The organism is Ferruginibacter sp. SUN106 (genome assembly GCF_050611765.1).
Lineage (GTDB): Bacteria > Bacteroidota > Bacteroidia > Chitinophagales > Chitinophagaceae > Ferruginibacter.
This window is the reverse complement of the sequence record NZ_JBODJC010000003.1, coordinates 20,142-42,292: the sequence shown is the minus strand read 5'-3', so window position 1 is coordinate 42,292 and position 22,151 is coordinate 20,142. Positions and strand designations below refer to the sequence as shown.

The following is a 22,151-nucleotide window of genomic DNA, read 5'->3' as shown; positions in this document are numbered from 1 at the left end:
TGGTACCGAAGCCCAATTAAAAAACTGCCATTGAAGTTAATAACTAAAAGCCAAATAGAAATTGGTTAGCCCGATATTAGTTAGCGGTGGCTACAGAAAACTCATGTAGATTGATTTTGCCCGGGAGGTTTTGCTGCAGACTGAAAAAATGATCAATACGGACAGACCGTCCCAGCGGGACGACAGGTGGGTAGAAAAAATTATAAGGAGTTTTGCAAGTTCCGTAGGAATGAAAGGTGCTGGTGAGAAGCGGCATTATTTTATTGAAGTGTATGCCGCGGTTGCAAACCACTAAGATCAGTAGACACCAGTCGCCTGCCTACGGCAGAAGACTGGCGCCAGTGGTGAGGTAGTACATCAACGATTGAAATAAAAATCTGCAGTGAGTGATGTCGATTCCCACGGAATTTGTTCCTCTTTGGATTTTTCCATTACCTCTAGTCGTACTTTTTGAAACATGGTATAGACCTGAGAACCTTTGCCATTAATATGATTAAGTAGAGCTTCAGTGTATAATCCATTATTGCCGCTGCCATCAGATGCTGTATTTCCTGGTGCAGTTGAGTAAGCAATGAGAGAGCCTTTGGGGGCGTTCATAGTAGCTAACCCCCTTAATCCAATACCTCGTCCCCAACTTCTTTCAAATGGATTATTTCTGCAAGCATCCAAAATCATTAAATTGACAGATGTCCTTGCATCTTCCATGTGAGCTAATATTCTTGCAGCTTCAACGCAATCATATTCAACTAATTTTTCTGTCGTAAGATTTGCATCTACAGGAATTAAATAGTTTAAGCCTTTAACTTGAACACCATGTCCTGCAAAATAAAAAAGTCCAACATCGCTGCCTTTAAGTTCATTTCCAAAGTCATCAATTATTATTTTAAGTTCCTTCTGAGTTGGGTCAATTTTTTTTGTAACCTCAAATCCTAAAGTTTTTAAAATGGCTTCCATTCCGTTTGCATCATTGAGTGGATTTACAAGTGGATTAGCATGTTGATATAAACTACAGCCAATAACTAGAGCCTTTCTAATTTCAGGTCTTATCGTTGTAGTAGTCGTCGTGGTAGTTGTTGTGGTAGTAATAGGTTTTACTGCACTTAGTTCCACCGGAGAGAAAATAGGTCGACCTGCTATCTCTCCGGTTTTGTCAAGAGTAAAGCCATCTCTTTTTAAGTTGTTTGTATAAATTTCCAAAAGCGTTGTCAACTCTTCATTGTTTTGTCTTACTGTTGGATGAAGGGTCATACATAAAAAATCAAGGAATTCTTTATCGCCGGCGTGAAGAAGATTAAATCTCTCATCAGTGAAAATCCATTCTTCAGGCCAATCATCATTCATAACAGTATGTTTATGGATGTCTTCGCCAGCGGTTTTGTATCTAGTATCAAACGATGGTAGAGACGCCAAATCATATAACCTACTTAAAAAGCTAGGCTGGTCTAGATTTCCATTCCATGAAACTCTAGTTATGAGAAACCCATCCAAAATATTTCTTCTCGTTGAAAGTTGAATTTTTTTAGGGCCTGATACTACTTTAGGGCTTGCCATTACATTATTTTTTTCTATTTCCGTTTGTCTTTTATGTGTACTTCTGATCATCCCGCCATTACCAAAAAAAACACCTCCCTGAGAAGCTGTAATCATGAAGTTTCCATCATAAAAATCTATTTCCTTATTTTCTCTAAGCTCTCTGAGAATAGCCATTATTGTTACACGTAAGGAACGTTGCTGCTCTAATTCTAAGTCAACAGAATATTTTTCGATAATGGGGGCAATGTCTACCTTGGATAATGGTGTGCTGTCCGCTAAAGCAAGTATATCCTTTGTTAATTGATATCTGTCAATCATGTTTCAATTATTAGGGTGTTGCAACTGTATTACCGTACAACTCCGGTATTAACGCAACTCTTGTTCACTAATCAATTGAATGCTAATTAAAAAATGAACAAAATATTTTCGAGTTATCACCTGTATTTTATTACTTTAATAAAAGTAATGTTTAATATCTAAAATAAAAACTAATCAACCAATACTCCTCCTCAAAGCCTCCCCAATATCCCCCACCGTTTAATGCCAAATAGTTTCACCCCCCATTACATGAATTTCATTTTCCTCATCAACTGGCTTTAAGATTATTACTAATGCTATTTTGTGTATCCTCTACCGCCTTCATCGTGTTGCTGATCATCGATTCCAACTGGTTTTTCTTTTCCATTAATTGCTGCAGGTGCAATTGATCTTGTTCACCCATTTCACTGATGGCATCTTTTTCTTTTTGTATGGCATCTAAACGTTTTGCCTGTTCGGCAGTATAGATGGGTACTTTTATTTTACTGCTGTCTGTGGCTTTACGTGGTGTTTCTTTTTGCTGGCGGCTCTTATCCATATCGGCTGACATATTCTTTATGCCGGCATACTCCGCTGTTTTGGCAGCATCTTTAATACGTTCTGCTTCCTGGCGTAAGGCTTCTTTCTTTTTATTGATCTCCTCCATTTTTGCCATTGTACTTTTTATATCCGCTTCATTCTCCGCCACCATTGCCTGCATTACCAATTGTATAACAGTACTTATATCAAGGGCGGTAAGATCGCTGAACATCGAATTACCCGGCGTTTTCATGGTTTGCTTAAGGCTGTCGATATTCAGCTTCCGGTTGCTGAATGCTTTGGCAGTCTGGGCAACATAGTTTTTGTACACCGGTTTTATCTGCACCATTGTTTTGTTATAAAATGCCGCAGACTTTGCTACAGCAGGATTTACCTTTTGTGCATTTGCTAATAAGCCTGTAAACGATAAACATACAAAGAGTATATTTTTCATAGCCTGATTTTTATTTATTGTTATTACTGCCAATTACTGGCTAAGTCTCAAGCACAATATTTTTCTCCGCACAAAATATATGCAGTGCTTCAGCAAAATGCCTGATGCGTCTTTTTTCGCTGCCGAACAGTGCACCTGTTACCAGGTCACCACTTCCACCGCCTGATATCATTTCAATTCTTATAATACCATCTTCACTTGCTGTACTATCCAGGCGCAGGCAGATCATGATATCATTGCCATCTAATAAACTGTAGTCTTCATACACCATTAAAAATCCGCCGAGGTATTCGCTTAAAAAAGCTTCCTGGTAATAATGGCGCACAAATTCGCTCAGGGGTGCTGTAATATTTTTTCCTTTAAGTATAAATGTCTGGTGTTCCATAAAACTTATTGAGCAATAAGCATATCATAAAATTTATTGTAACCTGCTTCTGAAATCGAGGTGGTTATTCCTCAACGTATCCTTTGCTACGTCATAGCCTGCGTCAGCATGTCGTATCACACCCATACCCGGATCGTTACGTAGCACACGTGCCAGCCTTGCAGCTGCATCATCCGTACCATCTGCAACAATCACCATGCCTGCATGTATGCTGTAGCCCATGCCCACGCCACCGCCATGGTGTAAGGATACCCACGAAGCGCCACCTGCTGTATTGACCAATGCATTCAGTATGGGCCAGTCGGCTACAGCATCGCTGCCATCCAGCATGGCTTCCGTCTCACGGTTAGGGCTGGCCACACTTCCGGTATCTAAATGATCACGGCCAATAACAATGGGCGCTTTTACTTTTCCGGTGCGTACCAGTTCGTTAAAAGCAAGGCCTGCTTTTTCTCTTTCGCCCTGGCCCAGCCAGCATATTCTTGCCGGTAAACCTTGAAAAGCAATTTTTTCTTTTGCTAAATCTAACCAGCGCAGCAAAGATTTATTTTGCGGAAATAAATTACGGATGACATCATCGGTTACAGCAATATCAGCAGGGTCGCCGCTGAGTGCTGCCCAACGGAATGGTCCTTTACCTTCGCAGAATAAGGGGCGAATGTAAGCTGGTACAAAACCAGGAAAGTCGAAGCAACGGCCGGGCTTGTAATGCGGCACCTGCGGATGGTGCACATGTGTTTCTTCGTATTCCTTCGCTCTGGCACGGATATTATTGCCGTAATCAAATGTAATGGCACCTTTATCCATTAATTCTATCATCAGTTGTACATGCAGGTGCATGCTTTCGTAACTGAAGCGGATGTATTCTTCTTTGTTTTGTTCACGCAATACATTGGCCTGTTCGTTGGTCATGGTATGTGGCAAATACCCTATCAACGGGTCGTGGGCACTGGTCTGGTCGGTGAGCGTATCGGGTATAATTTCTCTTTGTATCAGGCGGTCTAACAAATGCACGGCATTGCACAATACGCCAATACTTTTTGCTTCGCCTGTTTTACGGTAATGCATAGCCGCATTAATAGCATCGTCGATATTGGTATGTTTTTCGTCGAGGTATTTTGTTTCTAATCTTTTATCGATGCGCCATTCTTCTACTTCTGCTACTAATGCCACACCTTCATTCATGGTAATTGCTAAAGGCTGAGCGCCGCCCATGCCGCCAAGACCTGCAGTTACATTCAATGTATGTTTTAATGTGCCGCCAAAATGTTTATTGGCAATGGCAGAATAGGTTTCGTAAGTGCCCTGCACAATGCCCTGGCTGCCGATGTAGATCCAACTGCCGGCAGTCATCTGGCCGTACATCATCAGACCTTTTTTTTCCAGTTCATCAAAATGTTTCCAGTTGGCCCAGTTGGGTACCAGTTGAGAGTTACTTATTAATACCCTTGGTGCATCTTTATGTGTTTTCAACATGGCAACGGGTTTACCGCTTTGCACTAATAAGGTTTCATCTTCTTCCAAAGCTTTTAATGCTTTTATAATTAAGTCCAGGCTTTCAAAATTTCTTGCTGCTTTACCACGGCCTCCATAAACAATTAAATCTTCCGGGCGTTCGGCTACTTCAGGATCTAAATTATTTAAGAGCATACGCAATGCAGCTTCCTGTACCCAACCTTTGCAGGTGAGGGTGTTGCCGGTTGGGGTGGCGTATTTGATTGCATCGTAGTTTTTGGTTGCTGTTACCATATTAAAATCGTTAGTTAGTAAGTTATTTCCCTTATGATGAGGTTGTATTGTATGTTTTTAACGTAATGATCAGGATTTAATAAATGATTTTTTCCCAATCTTCTTATCCAGTTTCCCTTGTCGTCATAAATATAAGTATAGGTATTGTAACTGGTAGTATCATTGTTTTTGATAGTGATCTCTGTATGCGGATCCCCGGATTCGTTTTTAAAGAAATAGTCACGCTGAGATTGTAATTTGCTGACAGTGATTATACTGTCGATGGCATTTTCTTTGCCATAAAAATATTTTTCTTTCTCAATAACGGTATCTCTTCCCATGATGTTACTGATCACCCTGCTTATCAACTGTTCGCCATTATACTGACTATAGGTATTGATGCCCAATTTATTATTCCCGTTCTGCCTGGTTTCTTCTGTAAAAATTTCATTGCCGTTATTTTTAGAACGGTACAGAATGTTACCGGTAGTATTGCTCTCATACATTACTTTTTGTTTAAACGTTCCATTACCTGCAGCTTCAAAGGTTGTAAAAACGCCTTTTGTTATTACACCCTTTGACATTTTTTCTGACAGCGTTTTATAACCAGACGGACTATATTGGTAAGTATACGAGGACCAGTAATTATCATCAAAGAACAGCTTTCTATATTCAGGATTGCCCGCAGTATCATAGATGCACTCTTCCCAAGAACCAAATTTTTTTATATCCGATTTTAAAAGACTGTCTGTTCTGGAATAAAAATATTCTATCACTTTTTTAGGCCGGGCTTTTAAAGCAAAATAAGGACTGGAAGAGGTATACCAACGATTTTTGAGGTAATATTTTCCATGATCTTTCATAACAAAAGAGCATAAGCCACCACAAACCAGGAATACAATATACTTTGATTTATCAGACATAATTTTAATTTTGCCACAGAGATACGCAGAGTTTTTTCACGGAGATACACGGAGCTTTCATTGAGTAACTCCGTGTTATTCTTTGTGCATCTTTGTGTTATTCTTTGTAAGCGCTTTTATCAATTCTGTTTCCTTTACATCATATGGTGTACCGTCTTTTCTAAACACATCATGAAACCAGGGTGTTGGTTCAGGACTGCCCTCTTTGCTACCCCATGGAAAAATAGTATTGCTCTTACCACTTACCAAACCCCAGTTAATAGCACCTACATGATAGCGTTTTAAAATGGGCAGGTGCGTTTCAAATTTACTGTTGTTTTTCCTGGCCATGTATTCGGTACAAATCAGAGGGCGTCCAATTTTCAGTAAACTATCGATCGCTTTTTTCATCGTTACCGTATCATCGTAATTATGAAAAGTGATCACATCAGCATGTTCCAGCTGGAATGTATTTACTTCAGGAAACTCCATAGACCAAACACCTGACGTTAATGGTTGTGATGGCCGCACTGCCCAGCCCCATTCATATACTTTTTTTAATAACGGCAATGACGTTAACCCGTAGCCGCTGTTGTCAGGTTCATTGTAAAGGTCCCACATTAAAATTCTTTTATCATTTTTGAACGTGGTTAAAATATCTTTTACATATGCTTCCAGGTAGTCCCATTGTGAGGGATCATTATGTACCGCTTGTGCAGGGCTCCTCACCCACCCTGAATTGTGTACGCCAACTTTAGGTTCGGGTTGTTTGCCAATTTTTGCATCGGGGTTCCAGCAATCATCAAAAATGCAAAAGAGTATTTTGATATTGTGTTTGGCGGCTATGTCTAAGAAAATAGCCATGCGTTTTTTAAAACCGGTAGCATCTGCCTTCCATGCCAGGTCGTGCAGGTACACCCGCATTACATTCATGCCGATATTTTGTGCCCAGCCTAATTCTTTATCGATGGTGGAAGCATCAAAGGTTTGTGCCTGCCACATTTCTAACTGGTTGATGGCGGTGCTGGGTAAAAAATCGGCGCCTACTAACCAGGGTTGTTGTTTGTACCAGTTGTTGGCTTTAGTGGCGGGCCATATTTTGGGTTGGGTAAAACTTGTAGCCGCAATACCAAGGAGTAAAAGAGCCAGGTAAGATTTTTTCATATTTAAGTTTTTTTATTGCCACTGAGATGCACGGAGTTTTCGCAGAGATACTCAGAGCTATCCTTTGTGTAACTTTGTGTTATCCTTTTGTGTAACTCTGTGTTATTCTTCGTGTAACTCTGTGTTATAACTCCTCACAAAGTCAATAGCTTTCACCATATCCTCATGCAAAATCCTGTCCGCTGCATTAAAACTGATTTCTTTTCTGAATGCACTCACGATCGCTTCAATTTTATCTGAACTTTTCAACGGCCGGCGGAATTCCAATGCCTGCACAGCAGTCAGTAATTCAATCGCCAACACTTTTTCTACATTATCCACTACCCTTTTGCATTTGGTAGCCGCATTGGCCCCCATACTCACATGGTCTTCCTGGTTGTTGGAAGAAGAAATAGAATCTACTGAAGCAGGCGTACACAATTGTTTATTTTCACTTACAATACCGGCAGCAGTGTATTGCGGAATCATAAAGCCACTGTTGAGGCCGGCGTCCTTTACTAAAAATAAAGGCAGGTTTCTTTGTCCGCTGATTAACTGGTAGGTTCTTCTTTCACTGATATTACCAATCTCACTCATCGCAATGGCTAAAAAATCCAGGCATAACGCTAAGGGTTGGCCGTGAAAATTACCACCGCTTACAATCAAATCTTCATCAGGAAAAATATTGGGGTTATCCGTTACAGAATTAATTTCTTTAATGAACACACTCAGCACATGATCGAAAGTATCTTTAGTTGCACCATGCACCTGTGGTATGCAACGGAAGCTATATGGATCCTGTACCTGTTGTTTTTTTTGCGTGGCAATAGCACTACCGTTTAAAATACTGCTGATGTTAGCTGCGGTATCTACCTGCCCTTTGTGGCTGCGTATAGAATGAATTTTAGGATGCAATGGTTCCATTGTGCAATCAAAGGCATCAAAAGAAATGGCGGCAATAATATCTGCCCATTGTAATAACCTTTCGGCAATTAATAAATTATGCATGCCATAAGCACTCATAAATTGTGTACCGTTGATCAATGCCAGGCCTTCCTTGCTTTGCAATTGTATGGGCTGCCAGTCAAATTTTTTATACACTTCAGCAGCAGGCATTTTTTTTCCTTCGTGCCATACTTCGCCCAAACCAATTAATGGTAAACTTAAATGAGATAATGGTGCCAGATCTCCCGATGCACCTAATGAACCTTGTGTATAAATTACAGGAAATACACCGGCGTTGTACATTTCCATCAATCTTTTTACGGTATCTATCTGCACGCCGCTATGACCATAACTGAGCGATTTAATTTTCAGCATCACCATCAGTTTCACAATATCAATGGGTACTTCTTCCCCCAGGCCACAGGCATGTGATTGTATTAAATTGCTTTGCAGTTGCTGCAATTGTGTTTTATCTATCTTTACATTTTGCAAATAACCAAAACCGGTATTGATGCCGTAAAACAACGCCTCATCATTATCTAATTTTTTATCTAAATACTCACGGCATTCGGTAATGCGGTGGTGTGCATCAAATGTAATGGACACCAACTGATCGAAAGCTAACAGGTTTTTTACCTGCTGAAAATTCAAAGGGCTCTTATCCAGCGGAAGATAATTATAACTCATGTACCGGCAATTTTTTGGCTAATCGTAAATTTATTTTAACTTGTTCAAAAGTAACTAAAAAACCTTTCTCTATCATGGGCTTATTAGCTTTAGCCATTGCCCCCGGGCTAGCCATCTGCATTTTTATTTACCTTAAAGATAAATACAACAAAGAGCCGTTGTGGTTGCTGCTGCTGAGTTTTATTTTTGGTATGCTGAGCATTATCCCTGCATTTATTATAGAGAAAATATTTGGTATTTCTGCAGAACATTTAGGCAGTGCCTCTTATGTTTCGGTAGCCATATTTGCTTATGCTGTAGTGGCTTTAAGCGAAGAAGGCAGCAAGTTTTTAGTATTGCGTTTGTTCTGTTATCCCAGGAAGGCTTTCGACGACCCTTTTGATGGTATTGTATATGCGGTAATGGTGAGCATGGGCTTTGCCACTTTGGAAAATATTGGTTACGTAATGGAGCATGGCATTGGCACAGGTATTACCAGGATGTTTTTATCGGTGCCTGCGCATGCCACTTTTGGCGTGCTGATGGGCTACTTTACCGGCTTTGCAAAATTTGATCCCGTAAAAAGAAACTGGTACTTTATTCAGGCTATGTTTTGGCCTGTAATATTTCACGGCACTTTCGATTTCTTTTTATTTATCGGCAGCAGCATTTTAAATTTTGCAGGCGCACTGGCTTCTTTTATTATTGCCATATATTTAAGCCGCAGGGCCATCCGAAAAAAGCAAGCCATTTCAAAAGATTATATTGATAGTTTAAATGCTATTACTCACACCGATAAATCACCTTTATAAACCTTAGCTGTTATGAAAAGCATATTTTCTATTTTATTGTTTTGTTTTATTATTAGTTTTTCAAAAGCACAAACCGTTCAGGTAATTGTATCGGATAAAAAAACTTCTATGCGTGGGTTGAGTGTGGTAAATGATAAAGTGATATGGGTTAGCGGCAGTAAGGGCTCTGTAGGCAAAAGCATTGATGGTGGTGATACTTTTACCTGGATGACAGTAAAAGGTTTTGAGAAAACAGATTTCAGGGACATTGAAGCATTTGATGCAAAAAATGCGATCATCATGGGTATTGATACCCCGGCCTATATCTTAAAAACAAAAGATGGCGGCGAAACATGGGATGTGGTGTATGAAAATAAAACCACCGGTATGTTTTTAGATGCAATGGAATTCTGGAATGAAATGAGCGGCATTGTAATTGGCGACCCGATTGATAATAAAATTTTTATTGCCCGTACTTTTGATGGCGGCAAAACCTGGCGGGCATTACCGGATAAATATTTTCCTGTGGCTGAAAAAGGCGAAGCCTGCTTTGCTTCCAGCGGTAGTAATGTGGCAGCTTTAAATTTACAGGAAGCAGTTTTTATCACCGGCGGCACACATTCCCGTATGTTTATACGTGATAAAAAAATTGAACTGCCCATTATACAAGGCAAAGAAACTACCGGCGCTAATTCTGTTGGTGTTAAACATGTAAAAAAGAAAACCACTGTAATAATTGTGGGCGGCGATTTTACCACCAAAGATTCTACCACAAAAAACTGTTGCATTACCACTGATGGTGGCAATACTTTTACTGTGCCTGTAATTGCGCCGCATGGTTACAGAAGCTGTGTTGAATTTTTAAATGGCGATAACTGGGTTACCTGTGGCATTAATGGTGTTGATTACAGTAAGGACAATGGCGCTACCTGGACATGGATAAGCAAGGATGGATTTAATGTTTGCCGCAAAGCCAAAAAAGGCAAAGCTGTTTTTTTTGCAGGTAACGGAAAGATAGGTAAGCTGGTGCAATAAAAAAGCCGGTGAAGAATCACCGGCCCTAAGTTGATACTTATAAGAACTACCTATGCAAAACAATCTTTCCCAGGTCGGTATCATCGTTATGCCTGATTATAACATTACTGATCACTGAATCTTTATATCCATTTGATGGATTGATGATGACTTTTACAGTAGTAGCTTTTATGCCACGTATTTTAAATTCCCCTTCATGATCAGGAACAGCCCTTAATGTATCTGTTCCGTCTACCACCGAAACCATGGCGGGCAATGCAGCTGATGGTTTTATTTCGCCTTCCAGTTCACCAGAACTATGATGACCAAAATGGCCGATCTGTAATTTCAATTCCCATCTTCCGTTATGAAACCTGATGGAACCATGGCCGTCAAAATCTAACCAGATGCGTAAATGATTAAAGTCGAGGTGATCCACATCGCCTTTAACTTCCACAGTAATCTGCGGAGCAATGTTGGTAAGCGGAATAGTAACGCCATTTAATACTGCGGAGTTTCTTGTGCCTAATGTAATGCGGATCTTTTCCACTTCGCCATTGGGTACAAAACCAACAGCCAGCAGGGTATCTAATCCATTTCTGAAATTGAGGATATTGTACACTCCTGCCCGTATGCTGAGTGTATCCCAATGTTCTGCTCCTGTTGAATCTTCTACTTTTACTTCCACTCTTTGTATATCAATAAAGATGGAATCGAAGATAACAGACGGATCATCTGTAAGCATAATTTTCATTTCGGCTTTGCCCGCCGGCACAGGCCCTGATGTTGAACCATTTTCGGTAGATACATCTTTTTTACAGGAAACGAAAGCAACCATTACGATTGCAAAGAACAGCGATAAAAAAAGCAGCGATTTTTTGTTTTTCATACGAAAGTTTTTACGGTGATTGATTTTTGTTACATGGATAATGCAACCAAATTAATACCAATATGGCCCGTAAAAACGCCAATGTTGCCGGGCTGTAAAAACTTACTGCTGAACGGGAATAAAAAACAGTTGTAGGAAAAGTGTTGGATTATTTTTTAAAGGCAAAATACACGGCACCCAGTATCAATGCAAAACTCACCAGGTATTTCCAGTGAAAAGGCTCCTTTAGATACAGCACTGCAAACACGGCAAACACCACCAGGGTAATTACTTCCTGCGTAATTTTTAACTGAAAGCCATTAAAGCCATTGGCAAAACCGGCACGGTTGGCAGGCACCATTAAACAATATTCAAAAAAAGCAATACCCCAGCTGATGGCAACTGCTTTCCACAATGGGATTTCGGTGTGTTTTAAATGGCCATACCAGGCAAAGGTCATGAAGATGTTGGAGGCGGTAAGGAGTAAGATAGTGCGAATCATGGTTTAGTGTGAATAGTGAATGATCAATAGAGAATGATGTCTTATTTACAATCAAACATTATTGATCATAAAAATTTAGTACAAAATTAAAAAGGATACTTCAATAATGAGTATCCTTTTTACAATAAGGTTTATTAGAATTGATAAGGTTTAACTCTTCCTGAAAACAAGGTTTAGCAAGGCCAGTAATGCAACGGCGCCGATAGCAGCAGTTAAGATGTAGCTTACCCAGCCAGTGCCGAGGCTTACACCTAACTTACCCAGGCCCCAGTAACCGATGATAGCGCCGAGGATACCCACAACGATATTACCAATAAGGCCAAGGCCGCTACCTTTAAATAGTTGCCCGCCAAGCCAGCCGGCAACAGCACCAAGAATTAAAGAAACAATTACTCCTTCCATGATGTTTGTTTTAAAAGGTTAAATAATAATAAATATACTCTAATTAATAATGGATAATGAAATAATGGATAATTTTTTAACGGGCAACAGCTTTTATATTTTTAGCCCAGGGTTGCTTCCTGAAGAAATTATTAAAAGTCTGGTGAATAAAAAAATGATTGCTAAACAAAACTTTTATGCAATAAAAAAAGCTGGCGTAAAACCAGCTCTGTAATCAATATTGTATAATGAAATAAGTAATGTTATTTGTACGCCACAAGTTTATTTTGATCGTGATCTGCTACAGTTAGAAAAAATTATCCATTATCCATTAATAAATTATTCATTGCCTAATTAAGGCTCCTGAAATCCACCGGCACCAATTTACTTACACCAGCTTCCTGCATGGTAACGCCATAAATAACATCTACTGCACTCATGGTTTGTTTGTTGTGCGTTACAATAATGAACTGTGAGTTCTCACTGAATTTTTTAATCATGTTGGTAAACTTGCCTACGTTGGCATCATCCAATGGCGCATCCACCTCATCCAGGATACAGAACGGTGCAGGTTTAATTAAATAGATCGCAAACAATAATGCAGTTGCTGTTAATGTTTTTTCTCCCCCGCTTAACTGCCCAATAGATGACGGACGTTTACCTTTTGGTTTAGCCACAATTTCAATTCCGGTATCGGCTAAATTTTCAGGATCTACCAATACCATATCTGCTGTATCGTCTTCTGTAAATAATGCCTTAAATACTTTTTGGAAATTATCTCTTACTGCATTAAAAGTATCTAAGAACTGCTGGTTGGCGGTTGCTTCCACTTCCTGAATTGTCAGCATCAGGCTTTCTTTAGCTGTAACCAGGTCATTCTTTTGTTCCAGGATAAATTCGTAGCGCTTTTTCATTTCGGTGTACGCTTCAATTGCAGTAGGGTTTATCTCTCCTATATTTTCCAGGCGCTTGCGCTGCCTTTCATTTTTTTCCTGCAATTCTTCTAATGGCGTATCGCCAGTTCTTGGTTCGTCAATGATGGCATCAAGATCTACTTTAAATTCTACATTCAATCTTTCCTTCATCCCGGCTAACTGTAATTTTAATTCAGTCAGTTTATCTTTTATCTCATTCAGTAAAGTATCAATGCCTTCTTTAGATTTTTGTTTGTGGCGCAGTTCACTTTCTTTTTCAGTTAATGCGTTCCTTAAATTGTAGTAGGCCTGGTCTGCTTCATTCAGTTTCTTCTCCTCACCTTCTTTATTCTGCAGCATCGTAATCACCAATGTTTCCAATTCGTGTAATGCCGTTGCAGTATCTGCAATGCTGGTGGCCGCTTCAGTTAATTGTGTATTGCTGCTTTCTATTTGTACCTGCAGATCTTTTAACTGGTTGCTTTTAAATTCAAATTCCTGTTTTAAAGAAACTACTTTGCTTTGCTGCTTGGTAAATTGCAGGTTGCTGTCGTTGAATGTAGCAGTAGCAAAACTATATTCCTGTTCTGCCGATGCATAATCCTGTTCAATCAATTGCATCTTATCCGTCAACTCTTCTAATTGCGTATTAAATTTTTCCAGTTCATCACGGGTGCTTGCAATAGCATCATGATTAGCTTCCAGTTGCTCCTGCAAGTCTTCTATCCTTTTGCTGCTGGTTTCTTCTAAGTGATGTAAATTCTCCAACTTGTTTTGTAAAGAAAAAACATGGTTGGTTAAGTTATTAATATCCTGTTGTGTTTGTTTAATGGCATTTTCTTTCAACTGCTCATTAAATGCAATCACTTCGTTGTGGCGGCTTTGAATAACTTCTTTTAAATTATGCACTATCGATTCCTGTGCAGTAATTTCCTCCGCAAGTTTTTCTAAATTTTTAGCACGGCCTATTTTTTTACCTTCAAATAAGCCCACACTTCCGCCGGTTAAAGAGTATTTGCCTTTTACATATTTACCGGTTTTTTCCAATACCACAGCACCGTTGCTGTTACGCAATGCTTCTTCATTTTCTGCAATAAAAACATTGCCTAATAAATGCTTGGCAAGATTTGAATATTTACCATCTATCTCCACCACACTCAATGCCGGTATTGTTCCTTCGGGTTGATGATGCTCTTCAACACCGGTAAACTTATCCTGTAAAAAGAAATTGGCTTTACCTTTTTTATTATTATCCAGCAAATGAATAGCCTGTAAACCTTCTTCTAAATTATTTACCACGTAATAATTTAAATAAGGCTCCAATACATTTTCAACGGCGGCACGGTATTCTTCCTTTACATAAATGATATCGCTCAATAAAGGCGCTTCATGATTCCATCCTGTATTTTTATGTAAGAATTTCACACTCTCGGGGTAACCTTCCATTGAGTCGATCAGGCTTTTTAATAAAGCGTATTCGTTTTTCTTACTGTCTAATTTCCTGCTTTCTTCTGCTAATTCATTACGTAAACCTTCCAGTAAATTTTGTGTAGCCAGTATCTGTTCTTTGGTAAACTCATGATGGTCCTGCAATTGCTGCAGGTCGGTTTTCTTTTGCTCCAGTTCTTCTTCCTTGATTTTTTTATCGGCTTCCAGTTGTTGCAGCTGGCTTTGGCGTTGCGCTTTTTCTTCCTGTATTTGTACAACAGTGCGTTGCAAGTTTTGTATGGAAGTATCTGCTACAGCAACTTTTTTCTCTGCTTCAAACTGGTTGCGTTGTATGGCCTGGTTTTCTCTTCTAAGTGCATCAATGCTGCTGCGCTTTTCGTCAAATACTTTACGTTTATCTTCAACTGCATTTTTCAGTTCGTCTAATTTACCTTCAAACTCTTCTAATTTTACTTCGTCATCTTTTATTTGCAGGCTGGTAAACTGAATGCTTTCATCAAGTCCCTTTAATTGCCCGCCTGCTTTTTGTAAAAAATCATTCAGGCTGCTTTCTCTTTCTTTTAAATATTGTAACCGCTGTGCACTTAAATTTTTTTCGCTTTCTTTATTACGTAAGCCATCCAGCATATCATTAAAAGCATGCTGCATTTGCTGCAATGCTTTTTCCTGTTCAATAAAACCTAATTTTTCCTGTTGTAATGCAGCTTCTTCTGTAGCAATAGATGTTTCCAGTTCAATTCTTTTATCTACTTCGGCCTGTTGTTGCTGGTTAAGGTCACGGTAGGTAATATTAAAACCTTCCAAAGCCGCTTTGGCCAGTTCAATACTAACTTCTTTGTATTCTTTTTTTATTTCAAAATATTTCTCTGCTTTTTTAGCCTGGCTTTCTAAACTTTTTAGCTGGTTGTTGATCTCAAACAACAGGTCTTCAATACGTGCCAGGTCCTGTTCGGTAGCATCTAACTTAAGCTTGGCTTCTTTTTTACGTGTTTTGTAAATGGTGATACCGGCAGCCTGCTCCAGCATTTTACGGCGGCTGTTCTCTTTATCCTTAATGATATCATCCACCATGCCCAATTCAATAATGGCATAACTATCGGTACTTACACCGGTATCCATAAACAAATTGTGAATGTCTTTAAGGCGGCAGGCCACATCATTCAGGCGGTATTCGCTCTCCCCGTTCTTGTAATATTTACGGGTTACAGTTACGGTATTGAATTCTGTAGGTAAAAGGTTCTTGGTATTTTCAAAAGTAAGGCTCACCTCGGCAAGGCCGCTGGCACTGCGGGTTTTGGAACCGTTGAACACCAGGCTTTCCAGGTTTTCACTACGCAGGTTGCTGATCTTATGCTCACCAATTACCCAGCGGATACTGTCCACAATATTACTCTTGCCACAGCCATTGGGGCCAATTACGCCGGTAATACCTTCATCAAAATTGAGTACGGTTCTGTCGGCAAAACTTTTGAATCCTTTGATTTCTAAACTCTTTAAACGCACGTTTTCTTATTTTAGTCAGACGGCAAATATAACGGAATGAATGAAAAGAAAAATTTCATTGTTTACACCAACTATGCAGAGTTATTCACAGGTTTTTAACAGGTTAAGGCCACCTGTTAACAGAATTGAAGTTTCGGTGATTATCGGGTAGTTTTCCCATGTATTTGCAACGAATTTGTAGTATACAAAAGAACAAAAGCCTCCCTTTCTCCTTGCAAAGAAAAGAAGGCTTTATCCTGAAACCGTAAGGCTGTATTGTTATTGCTTAATAAGTTGTCCTCTTATTTCACCTGCCGGAAAAGCTGCACTGTGAATGTTTACATAGTACAGGTTACCATTAAGATTGGATTCCTGGGTTGCATCCAATGCTGCGCTGGTATAACTAATGGGAGAAGTTAAACTGGCAAACGGGAAAATAACAGGCCCGCTTACACCAGCAGCTCCCTGGTGAATGTGACCATTATTGGCAGTTACACCCGAATAAGTTACGGTAACCGTAAACACTTTGGTTACAGTATTAAAAGTTAGTGTTGCTGTGCCTGTGGCAGTTGATGCGTTAGCAGGTACTTCACTTGCACCGCTAAGCGTGGCTTTAAACGTAGTAGTTGGATCTGCTGCGGGGGCCGGGTCATCTTTTTTACAAGATAAAACTCCAATAGAAAACATAGCAATAGCCATAAAAATGATTACATTTTTCATAATGAAAATTTTGAAATGTTTAAATAATTTGAGAAGGAGTCTTGCAGACAGGTAGTTAATAATAAATCGCAAAAACAGGTGCCAGGGTTGCCTGTTAAAATTTGCTTAAAGCAAAAAGCTTATTTTATTGTTACGAACCAATTCGTATTTTTGAGGCTTAACAATTCTAACATGAAAAAAATTATTACTGTTTTCTTTTTATCTGCTGCGGTTGCAGTACAGGCACAGGTTAAAGTTCTGGACCATGCCATTATCACTACAAAAACTACGATTGTTTCTCCTGAAGGTGCTGATGATAATATAGCTCCGCCCCCGCCAGCTGCGGAAGGTGGCGAAGTACGGGTTATGCGCTTTGGCGGTGATGGCGAAACAAAATCGGTGACAACGTTTAAAGGCGGTATGATAAAAACCTATACTGAAACTGATATGAGCCGCACCACAGTTTTAAGAGACAACAATAAAAAAATGACCACTACCCTGATGGAAATGATGGGCAAGAAAACCGGGTTTTATACAACAGATGAAGACCAGCAACAAATGGCCAAGAGAATGGATAGCATGATGCAGAGCAGAAGCCAGACGGCAGCTAGTTTTAATAATGGCAACCAGGTTAGCAGTACAGACATTGCTTATGCAGATGAAACAAAAAAAGTAGCCGGCATAAATTGTAAAAAAGCGTTTATTATAGCAACGAGAAAAAATGGCACTAAAGACAGCAGCGTTGTTTGGTATGCTACCGATTTTAAGTTGCAGGGTATTACCTCCACCGGTGGTATGGCAGGAGGCTTTGGTAATTTTGGCCGTACAACAGCACTTAGTGGATTAGATAACCTTGCTGGTTTTCCCATGCAATACGAAATGAAAATGAACCGTGGCAGAAAGATGATCGTTGAAGTAACCAAGATCAATACAGAAAAAGAAGTGGCTGATAAAGAATTTGAAATTCCAAAAGATTTTGAAGTGAAGTCGATGAAAGATATGCAAAACGGTAACGGTGGCCCTGTTTTCCAGACAAGAATAGGCGGACCTGGTCAATAATACAGGTACATCAAAATTATATTTCAGTCCATACAAAATAAAAAACAAGAAGCCGCTCCACGATAATGGAGCGGCTTCTTCATGTACATTGAAATTGTATTTCGATTCATCCAAGATAAAATTCAAGAAGCCGCTCCATTATTGTGATGCGGCTTCTTCGTGTACATCGAAATTATATTTCGATTCATCCGGGATAAAAAAGAGCCGCCCCTTTATAACGGGGCGGCTTTTATAATTTAAGCAGATCGAAATATAATTTCAATGTACAATACTATAGATTTACATTTTCTCTATATCGGCTTTCTTCTTGTCGTATTCAGCGGCCTTTTTCGGATCAGCTTTAGCACCATAAAACTGGCTCAGGATATCCAGCACATCTTTATAGTTAGCTTTTTGAATGGGCTTTAATGCAGGTAATGCACCAAAATAAGCTACAGCAGACTCTGCATAAGGAATACACTCGTCAATTTTTTTGATGAACAGTGCTTTAAGATCATTACGTTTTTTGATATCATCAGGCTTTGCCCCTTTTATCTTTTTAGATGAATCCTGGAAGTCGTAAGCATAATTGTATAAGTGACGTACCATCAACATTTTTGAATCAACCCCTTTATCAAGATTGATAGCAGTCTTTAAAAGATCAGTTAATTTATTCTGCAGCATAACTGCATCGGCAGGCCTGTTATCACCGGTGTACAATTGGTTAAACAACACTACACTAAGATTGTAAGGATAAGAAAATTTCTGAGGGTAACGCTTCATCAGCTCTTCATACTTTGCTACCAGCGCTTGTTTATCGCCGCTTTTTTCAACTCTTTCCAGTTCTAATTCAGTCCAGTAATCATCTGCAGGATATAAGGTTCTTCCCTTTTCCAATATTGCAGACAGGTTAGCTTCATCATTTTTTTTGGAGTAGTATTCACATAAAAACTGGTACACACTTAAATATTGTTCTGCTGATAAATTAGCATCGGTAAGTTTTCTGTAATACTGCACAGCAGATGCTTCATCCTTTGCCTGGTTGGCGGCAATAGCTGCATTTAACACCAGCGAAGTATCCAGCCCCGGAAACTTAAATCCATTATAATCGTAAGCTTTGCTTTTTACATAATCTTCTACTGCCAGTGCACTTTTAAACCCTTCAAAAGAAACGGCAAAGTTCTTTGCATTAAACTCCCTGGCACCAATATCAAAATAACCATTGTACAGGTCAAAATAAGAACCATGATTTTCTAAAATAAAGATCACTTCCTTAGCATCCATCTGCTGGTATTTTTTAAACGCTTCAAAAGCTTCAGCTTTAAGTTTCATCGCATCTGTTGTTGTTATGGATGAATCTTTGGATACAGCATTATATATCCTCCCTTTATAAAACCAGGCATCCGGTTTTGCAGCATTCTTTGAATCACTCAAAAATTTATCAATAGCATCTTTGGCTTTTTTGTTCTGTCCTCCGTTGATCATTTTAATTATATCTTCCATACTTTGACCAAAACTCAGGTTGCAAGCAAAAAGCAACATAATAAAAAAACAATATTTCTTCATTCTATTTAATTTTTAGGTGATAAAGATATTAGTTAATTGGTTATCAAGATGAATTTTAACGCTGTTTTTCATAAAGTTCAGGATGAATTTCGTCATGTTTTTTGCAGGCAATAAAACGAACTGCATACAAATTCCGGGCAGAATAACAGTACCCGGTTTACATAGGTTTTCTTGTTGAAATAAGCTAAATTGCACGGCTATTTACTATACTTGTGATTACACAGAACACTATACAACAAATATTAAGCCGTATCGATATTGTGGAGATAGTAGGCTCATTTGTAAAGCTTAAGAAAAGGGGTACCAACTATATTGGCCTCTGCCCTTTTCACAATGAAAAGTCTCCTTCTTTTACTGTATCTGCATCAAAAGAAATATATAAATGTTTTGGTTGTGGCCGCAGCGGCAATTCCATCAGTTTTTTAATGGAAGCTGAAAAATATACTTATGCCGAGGCCTTACGCTGGCTGGCAGCAAAGTACAATGTAGAAATTGAAGAAACAGAAACCAGCCCCGAATACAAAGTGCAGCAGCAGGTGGCTGAAAGTTTGTATATCATTAATAATTTTGCTCAAAAATTTTTCAGCAATGCCCTGCTTAATACAGATGAAGGCCAGGCTATTGCGCTGAGTTATTTACAACAGCGTGGCTTCAGGGAAGAAACGATCAAAAAATTTCAGCTGGGTTTTAATCCTGAAGCAAGAGATAGTTTTACCAAAGAAGCATTGGCTAATCAATACAACCTGGAGTATTTACAAAAAAGCGGCCTGGTAAATGTAAGAGATGGTAATGCCTATGATAATTACAGGGGCAGGATCATTTTTCCTATACATAATCAAAGCGGAAAAGTATTGGGCTTTGGCGCAAGGATCATCAAAAACAATGACAAAGCTCCAAAATACATTAATACACCGGAGAATGAAATTTATGTAAAAAGTAAATTACTCTATGGCTCTTATTTTGCAAGACAGGCCATTGATAAAGCAGATGAATGTTTATTGGTGGAAGGTTACACTGATGTAGTAAGCCTGCACCAGGCTGGCATTGAAAATGTGGTGGCCAGTGGTGGTACTTCGCTTACACCCGATCAGTTACGGTTGATAAAAAAATACACCAATAACCTTACGATAATTTATGATGGTGATAATGCCGGTATTAAAGCGGCATTGCGTGGGTTAGACCTGGCATTAGAAGAAAGCCTGAATGTAAAACTGGTTTTAATTCCTGATAAAGAAGATCCTGACAGTTATGTAAACAAAGTGGGCACTGCCGCCTTTACCGAATTTATTGCTTCCAATAAACGTGATGTGATCTTATTTCAACTGGATATTGCTTTGAAAGATGCCGGCAGCGACAGCAATAAAAAATCCATCATTGTAAACCAGATAGCAGAAACCATTGCTAAAATCAATAAGGCGGAAGATTTTACCAAGCAACAGGATTACATTAAACAATGTTCCGAAATTTTAAAGATTGAAGAAAGTGGTTTACATGCATTGGTGAATAAATTTATCAGGGAAAAAGTAACCAAGGCAGAAAACCAGCAACAAAGGGAAGAACAGTTTGCGGCAAACGAAGCCGCCAATGAGCCAGATGGAATGGATGCAGACGTTGTTGGCTTATTCAACAAAGATGAGATGCACGAAAGGGCAATGGTAAGAAGCCTTTTGGAATTTGGTTTAAAAGACTGGAGTGCAGAAGAAAAAGTTGCCGATCATATTTTTAAAGAAATTGAACTGAACCAGCTGGAAGATTTGATTGATAATAAAGACCTGGTAAAGGTGGTGCAAACCTATAAGCATTGGTACCAGGAAGGATTGGATCCCACACCAAAGAATTTTTTATACCACGATAATTTACAAATGAGTTCGCTGGTGGTGAGCATCATGGATTTTAATCATGAGATAAGCCCCAAATGGAAAGAACATTTTGAAGGCCATTTACCTACACGGGAAGACCTGTTTAAAGAAGAAGTGTTCTCTACCCTTAACTATTTAAAGCTTAAAAAAATTAAGCGGCTGATCGATGAAAATCAAAGAGACCTGGAAAAATCTACTGTTGCTGAAGAACAAATGATTTTTGTACAAACACACCAGCACCTTAAGCAAATGGAAATTGAACTGACCAAACAATTAGGCACCGTAATTTTCAAATAAATTACTTCGCATTAAAAGTCTTTTTTTGCGCTGATAGTTTCTCCATTGTAGTTTCCAGGCGCCTGGCTTTTGTTTCTTCCTTTTTTGCACTCACAATCCATTCTACATATTCACGTTTATGGCTAAACGCAAGCGACTGAAAAAAAGCTGCTGCTACCTGGTCTTTGTCCAGTAATTGCTGTAGTTCTTCAGGTACCTTTATTGTTCTTTTGGTATAATCGATCCCGGGAGCCGGGTTGGCCGAAGAAAAGGAAGGCGCTTTTTTCACAGTGTCACCGGTTTTTTTAAACCATGCAGCACTCCATAAATTATCTACTGCAATTAGCCTCACAATTTCATAGCCATGCTCTGCAATAAAATCCCAACTGGCATCCCTGCAAAGGTCGCTGGCAATTTTTGAAGATGCTTTTGGATAAGCGATCCAGAATTTGGCATCGGCATGTAAGGCCGGTATCACTTCATTTAATATTTCCTTCAATTGCTTCTGGCTGAAAGCAAATATCAAAGCAAAATCAATTTTTTTGCTTTTAAGTAATGGCGTTACATTTTTTGAGAAAGAAAATTTGATGAATTGCTTTTCTATTGATAAGGGCAACCCCTGCAAAAGCAGATTCTTTTCATCATTCAATTGTAATTTTTCCAGCAGCGACTGTGAAGACATAGGCAAAACAACAGTTAGGTTTTAAAAAAGTATTACA

The 22,151-nt window shown here is 39.1% G+C and carries 19 protein-coding genes; 5 read left to right on the top strand and 14 right to left on the bottom strand.

The window, feature by feature from the left end:
• Nucleotides 1-357: 357 nt before the first annotated feature.
• The 7 genes from ACQ334_RS11505 to hutH all read right to left on the bottom strand — a co-directional run bounded on the left by ACQ334_RS11505 (nucleotide 358) and on the right by hutH (nucleotide 8,614).
• Nucleotides 358-1,851, bottom strand: coding sequence for a caspase family protein (locus ACQ334_RS11505; RefSeq protein ID WP_430988363.1), 1,494 nt, complete (start codon nucleotides 1,849-1,851; stop codon nucleotides 358-360).
• 268 nt (nucleotides 1,852-2,119) lie between these two features.
• Nucleotides 2,120-2,824 carry a hypothetical protein gene (locus ACQ334_RS11500; protein WP_430988362.1) on the bottom strand — a complete coding sequence of 235 codons (705 nt, stop codon included), beginning with the start codon at nucleotides 2,822-2,824 and terminating at the stop codon, nucleotides 2,120-2,122.
• A 40-nt stretch (nucleotides 2,825-2,864) separates the two neighbouring features.
• Complete coding sequence (locus ACQ334_RS11495) at nucleotides 2,865-3,209, bottom strand: hypothetical protein (RefSeq protein WP_430988361.1); 345 nt, start codon at nucleotides 3,207-3,209, stop codon at nucleotides 2,865-2,867.
• 33 nt (nucleotides 3,210-3,242) lie between these two features.
• Complete coding sequence (gene hutU / locus ACQ334_RS11490) at nucleotides 3,243-4,958, bottom strand: urocanate hydratase (protein ID WP_430988360.1); 1,716 nt, start codon at nucleotides 4,956-4,958, stop codon at nucleotides 3,243-3,245.
• A gap of 14 nt (nucleotides 4,959-4,972) precedes the next feature.
• Nucleotides 4,973-5,860 (bottom strand): hypothetical protein, encoded by an 888-nt coding sequence (locus ACQ334_RS11485; RefSeq protein ID WP_430988359.1) that lies wholly within the window; start codon nucleotides 5,858-5,860, stop codon nucleotides 4,973-4,975.
• Between the two features lie 75 nt (nucleotides 5,861-5,935).
• Nucleotides 5,936-7,003 (bottom strand): 1,4-beta-xylanase, encoded by a 1,068-nt coding sequence (locus ACQ334_RS11480; RefSeq protein ID WP_430988358.1) that lies wholly within the window; start codon nucleotides 7,001-7,003, stop codon nucleotides 5,936-5,938.
• Nucleotides 7,004-7,105: 102 nt separating this feature from the next.
• Nucleotides 7,106-8,614: a histidine ammonia-lyase gene (hutH, locus tag ACQ334_RS11475; RefSeq protein ID WP_430988357.1), complete on the bottom strand. Its 1,509-nt coding sequence runs from the start codon at nucleotides 8,612-8,614 to the stop codon at nucleotides 7,106-7,108.
• 74 nt (nucleotides 8,615-8,688) lie between these two features.
• Between hutH and ACQ334_RS11470 the strand changes: the two genes are divergently transcribed.
• Together ACQ334_RS11470 and ACQ334_RS11465 are read left to right on the top strand one after the other, a co-directional pair.
• A complete protein-coding gene (locus tag ACQ334_RS11470; protein WP_430988356.1) occupies nucleotides 8,689-9,405 on the top strand; it encodes a PrsW family glutamic-type intramembrane protease in 717 nt (238 codons plus the stop codon).
• 12 nt (nucleotides 9,406-9,417) lie between these two features.
• On the top strand, nucleotides 9,418-10,419 hold the full coding sequence (locus tag ACQ334_RS11465) for a WD40/YVTN/BNR-like repeat-containing protein (protein WP_430988355.1): 1,002 nt from the start codon (nucleotides 9,418-9,420) through the stop codon (nucleotides 10,417-10,419).
• A gap of 46 nt (nucleotides 10,420-10,465) precedes the next feature.
• Here ACQ334_RS11465 and ACQ334_RS11460 read toward each other — a convergent pair whose 3' ends face one another.
• The 3 genes from ACQ334_RS11460 to ACQ334_RS11450 all read right to left on the bottom strand — a co-directional run bounded on the left by ACQ334_RS11460 (nucleotide 10,466) and on the right by ACQ334_RS11450 (nucleotide 12,170).
• The gene (locus ACQ334_RS11460; RefSeq protein ID WP_430988354.1) at nucleotides 10,466-11,287 is read right to left on the bottom strand and encodes a DUF4382 domain-containing protein; all 822 of its coding nucleotides are present in this window, start codon (nucleotides 11,285-11,287) and stop codon (nucleotides 10,466-10,468) included.
• A 148-nt stretch (nucleotides 11,288-11,435) separates the two neighbouring features.
• Nucleotides 11,436-11,768: a DMT family protein gene (locus tag ACQ334_RS11455; RefSeq protein WP_430988353.1), complete on the bottom strand. Its 333-nt coding sequence runs from the start codon at nucleotides 11,766-11,768 to the stop codon at nucleotides 11,436-11,438.
• 150 nt (nucleotides 11,769-11,918) lie between these two features.
• Complete coding sequence (locus ACQ334_RS11450; RefSeq protein WP_430988352.1) at nucleotides 11,919-12,170, bottom strand: GlsB/YeaQ/YmgE family stress response membrane protein; 252 nt, start codon at nucleotides 12,168-12,170, stop codon at nucleotides 11,919-11,921.
• Between the two features lie 49 nt (nucleotides 12,171-12,219).
• On the opposite strand from ACQ334_RS11450, the gene ACQ334_RS11445 reads away from it, so the two are divergent.
• Nucleotides 12,220-12,384, top strand: coding sequence for a hypothetical protein (locus ACQ334_RS11445; protein WP_430988351.1), 165 nt, complete (start codon nucleotides 12,220-12,222; stop codon nucleotides 12,382-12,384).
• 115 nt (nucleotides 12,385-12,499) lie between these two features.
• On the opposite strand, the gene smc is transcribed toward ACQ334_RS11445, so the two are convergent.
• Together smc and ACQ334_RS11435 are read right to left on the bottom strand one after the other, a co-directional pair.
• On the bottom strand, nucleotides 12,500-16,015 hold the full coding sequence (gene smc, locus ACQ334_RS11440) for a chromosome segregation protein SMC (RefSeq protein ID WP_430988350.1): 3,516 nt from the start codon (nucleotides 16,013-16,015) through the stop codon (nucleotides 12,500-12,502).
• 258 nt (nucleotides 16,016-16,273) lie between these two features.
• On the bottom strand, nucleotides 16,274-16,714 hold the full coding sequence (locus tag ACQ334_RS11435; RefSeq protein WP_430988349.1) for a CHRD domain-containing protein: 441 nt from the start codon (nucleotides 16,712-16,714) through the stop codon (nucleotides 16,274-16,276).
• 171 nt (nucleotides 16,715-16,885) lie between these two features.
• Between ACQ334_RS11435 and ACQ334_RS11430 the strand changes: the two genes are divergently transcribed.
• A complete protein-coding gene (locus ACQ334_RS11430) occupies nucleotides 16,886-17,752 on the top strand; it encodes a hypothetical protein (protein ID WP_430988348.1) in 867 nt (288 codons plus the stop codon).
• A 279-nt stretch (nucleotides 17,753-18,031) separates the two neighbouring features.
• Here ACQ334_RS11430 and ACQ334_RS11425 read toward each other — a convergent pair whose 3' ends face one another.
• On the bottom strand, nucleotides 18,032-19,234 hold the full coding sequence (locus ACQ334_RS11425; RefSeq protein WP_430988347.1) for a hypothetical protein: 1,203 nt from the start codon (nucleotides 19,232-19,234) through the stop codon (nucleotides 18,032-18,034).
• Nucleotides 19,235-19,509: 275 nt separating this feature from the next.
• Here ACQ334_RS11425 and dnaG point away from each other — a divergent pair, with 275 nt between their 5' ends.
• Complete coding sequence (dnaG, locus tag ACQ334_RS11420) at nucleotides 19,510-21,453, top strand: DNA primase (RefSeq protein ID WP_430988346.1); 1,944 nt, start codon at nucleotides 19,510-19,512, stop codon at nucleotides 21,451-21,453.
• A 1-nt stretch (nucleotide 21,454) separates the two neighbouring features.
• On the opposite strand, the gene ACQ334_RS11415 is transcribed toward dnaG, so the two are convergent.
• Nucleotides 21,455-22,114, bottom strand: a complete 660-nt coding sequence (locus ACQ334_RS11415) for a YdeI/OmpD-associated family protein (RefSeq protein ID WP_430988345.1) — start codon at nucleotides 22,112-22,114, stop codon at nucleotides 21,455-21,457.
• Between the last annotated feature and the right edge of the window lie 37 nt (nucleotides 22,115-22,151).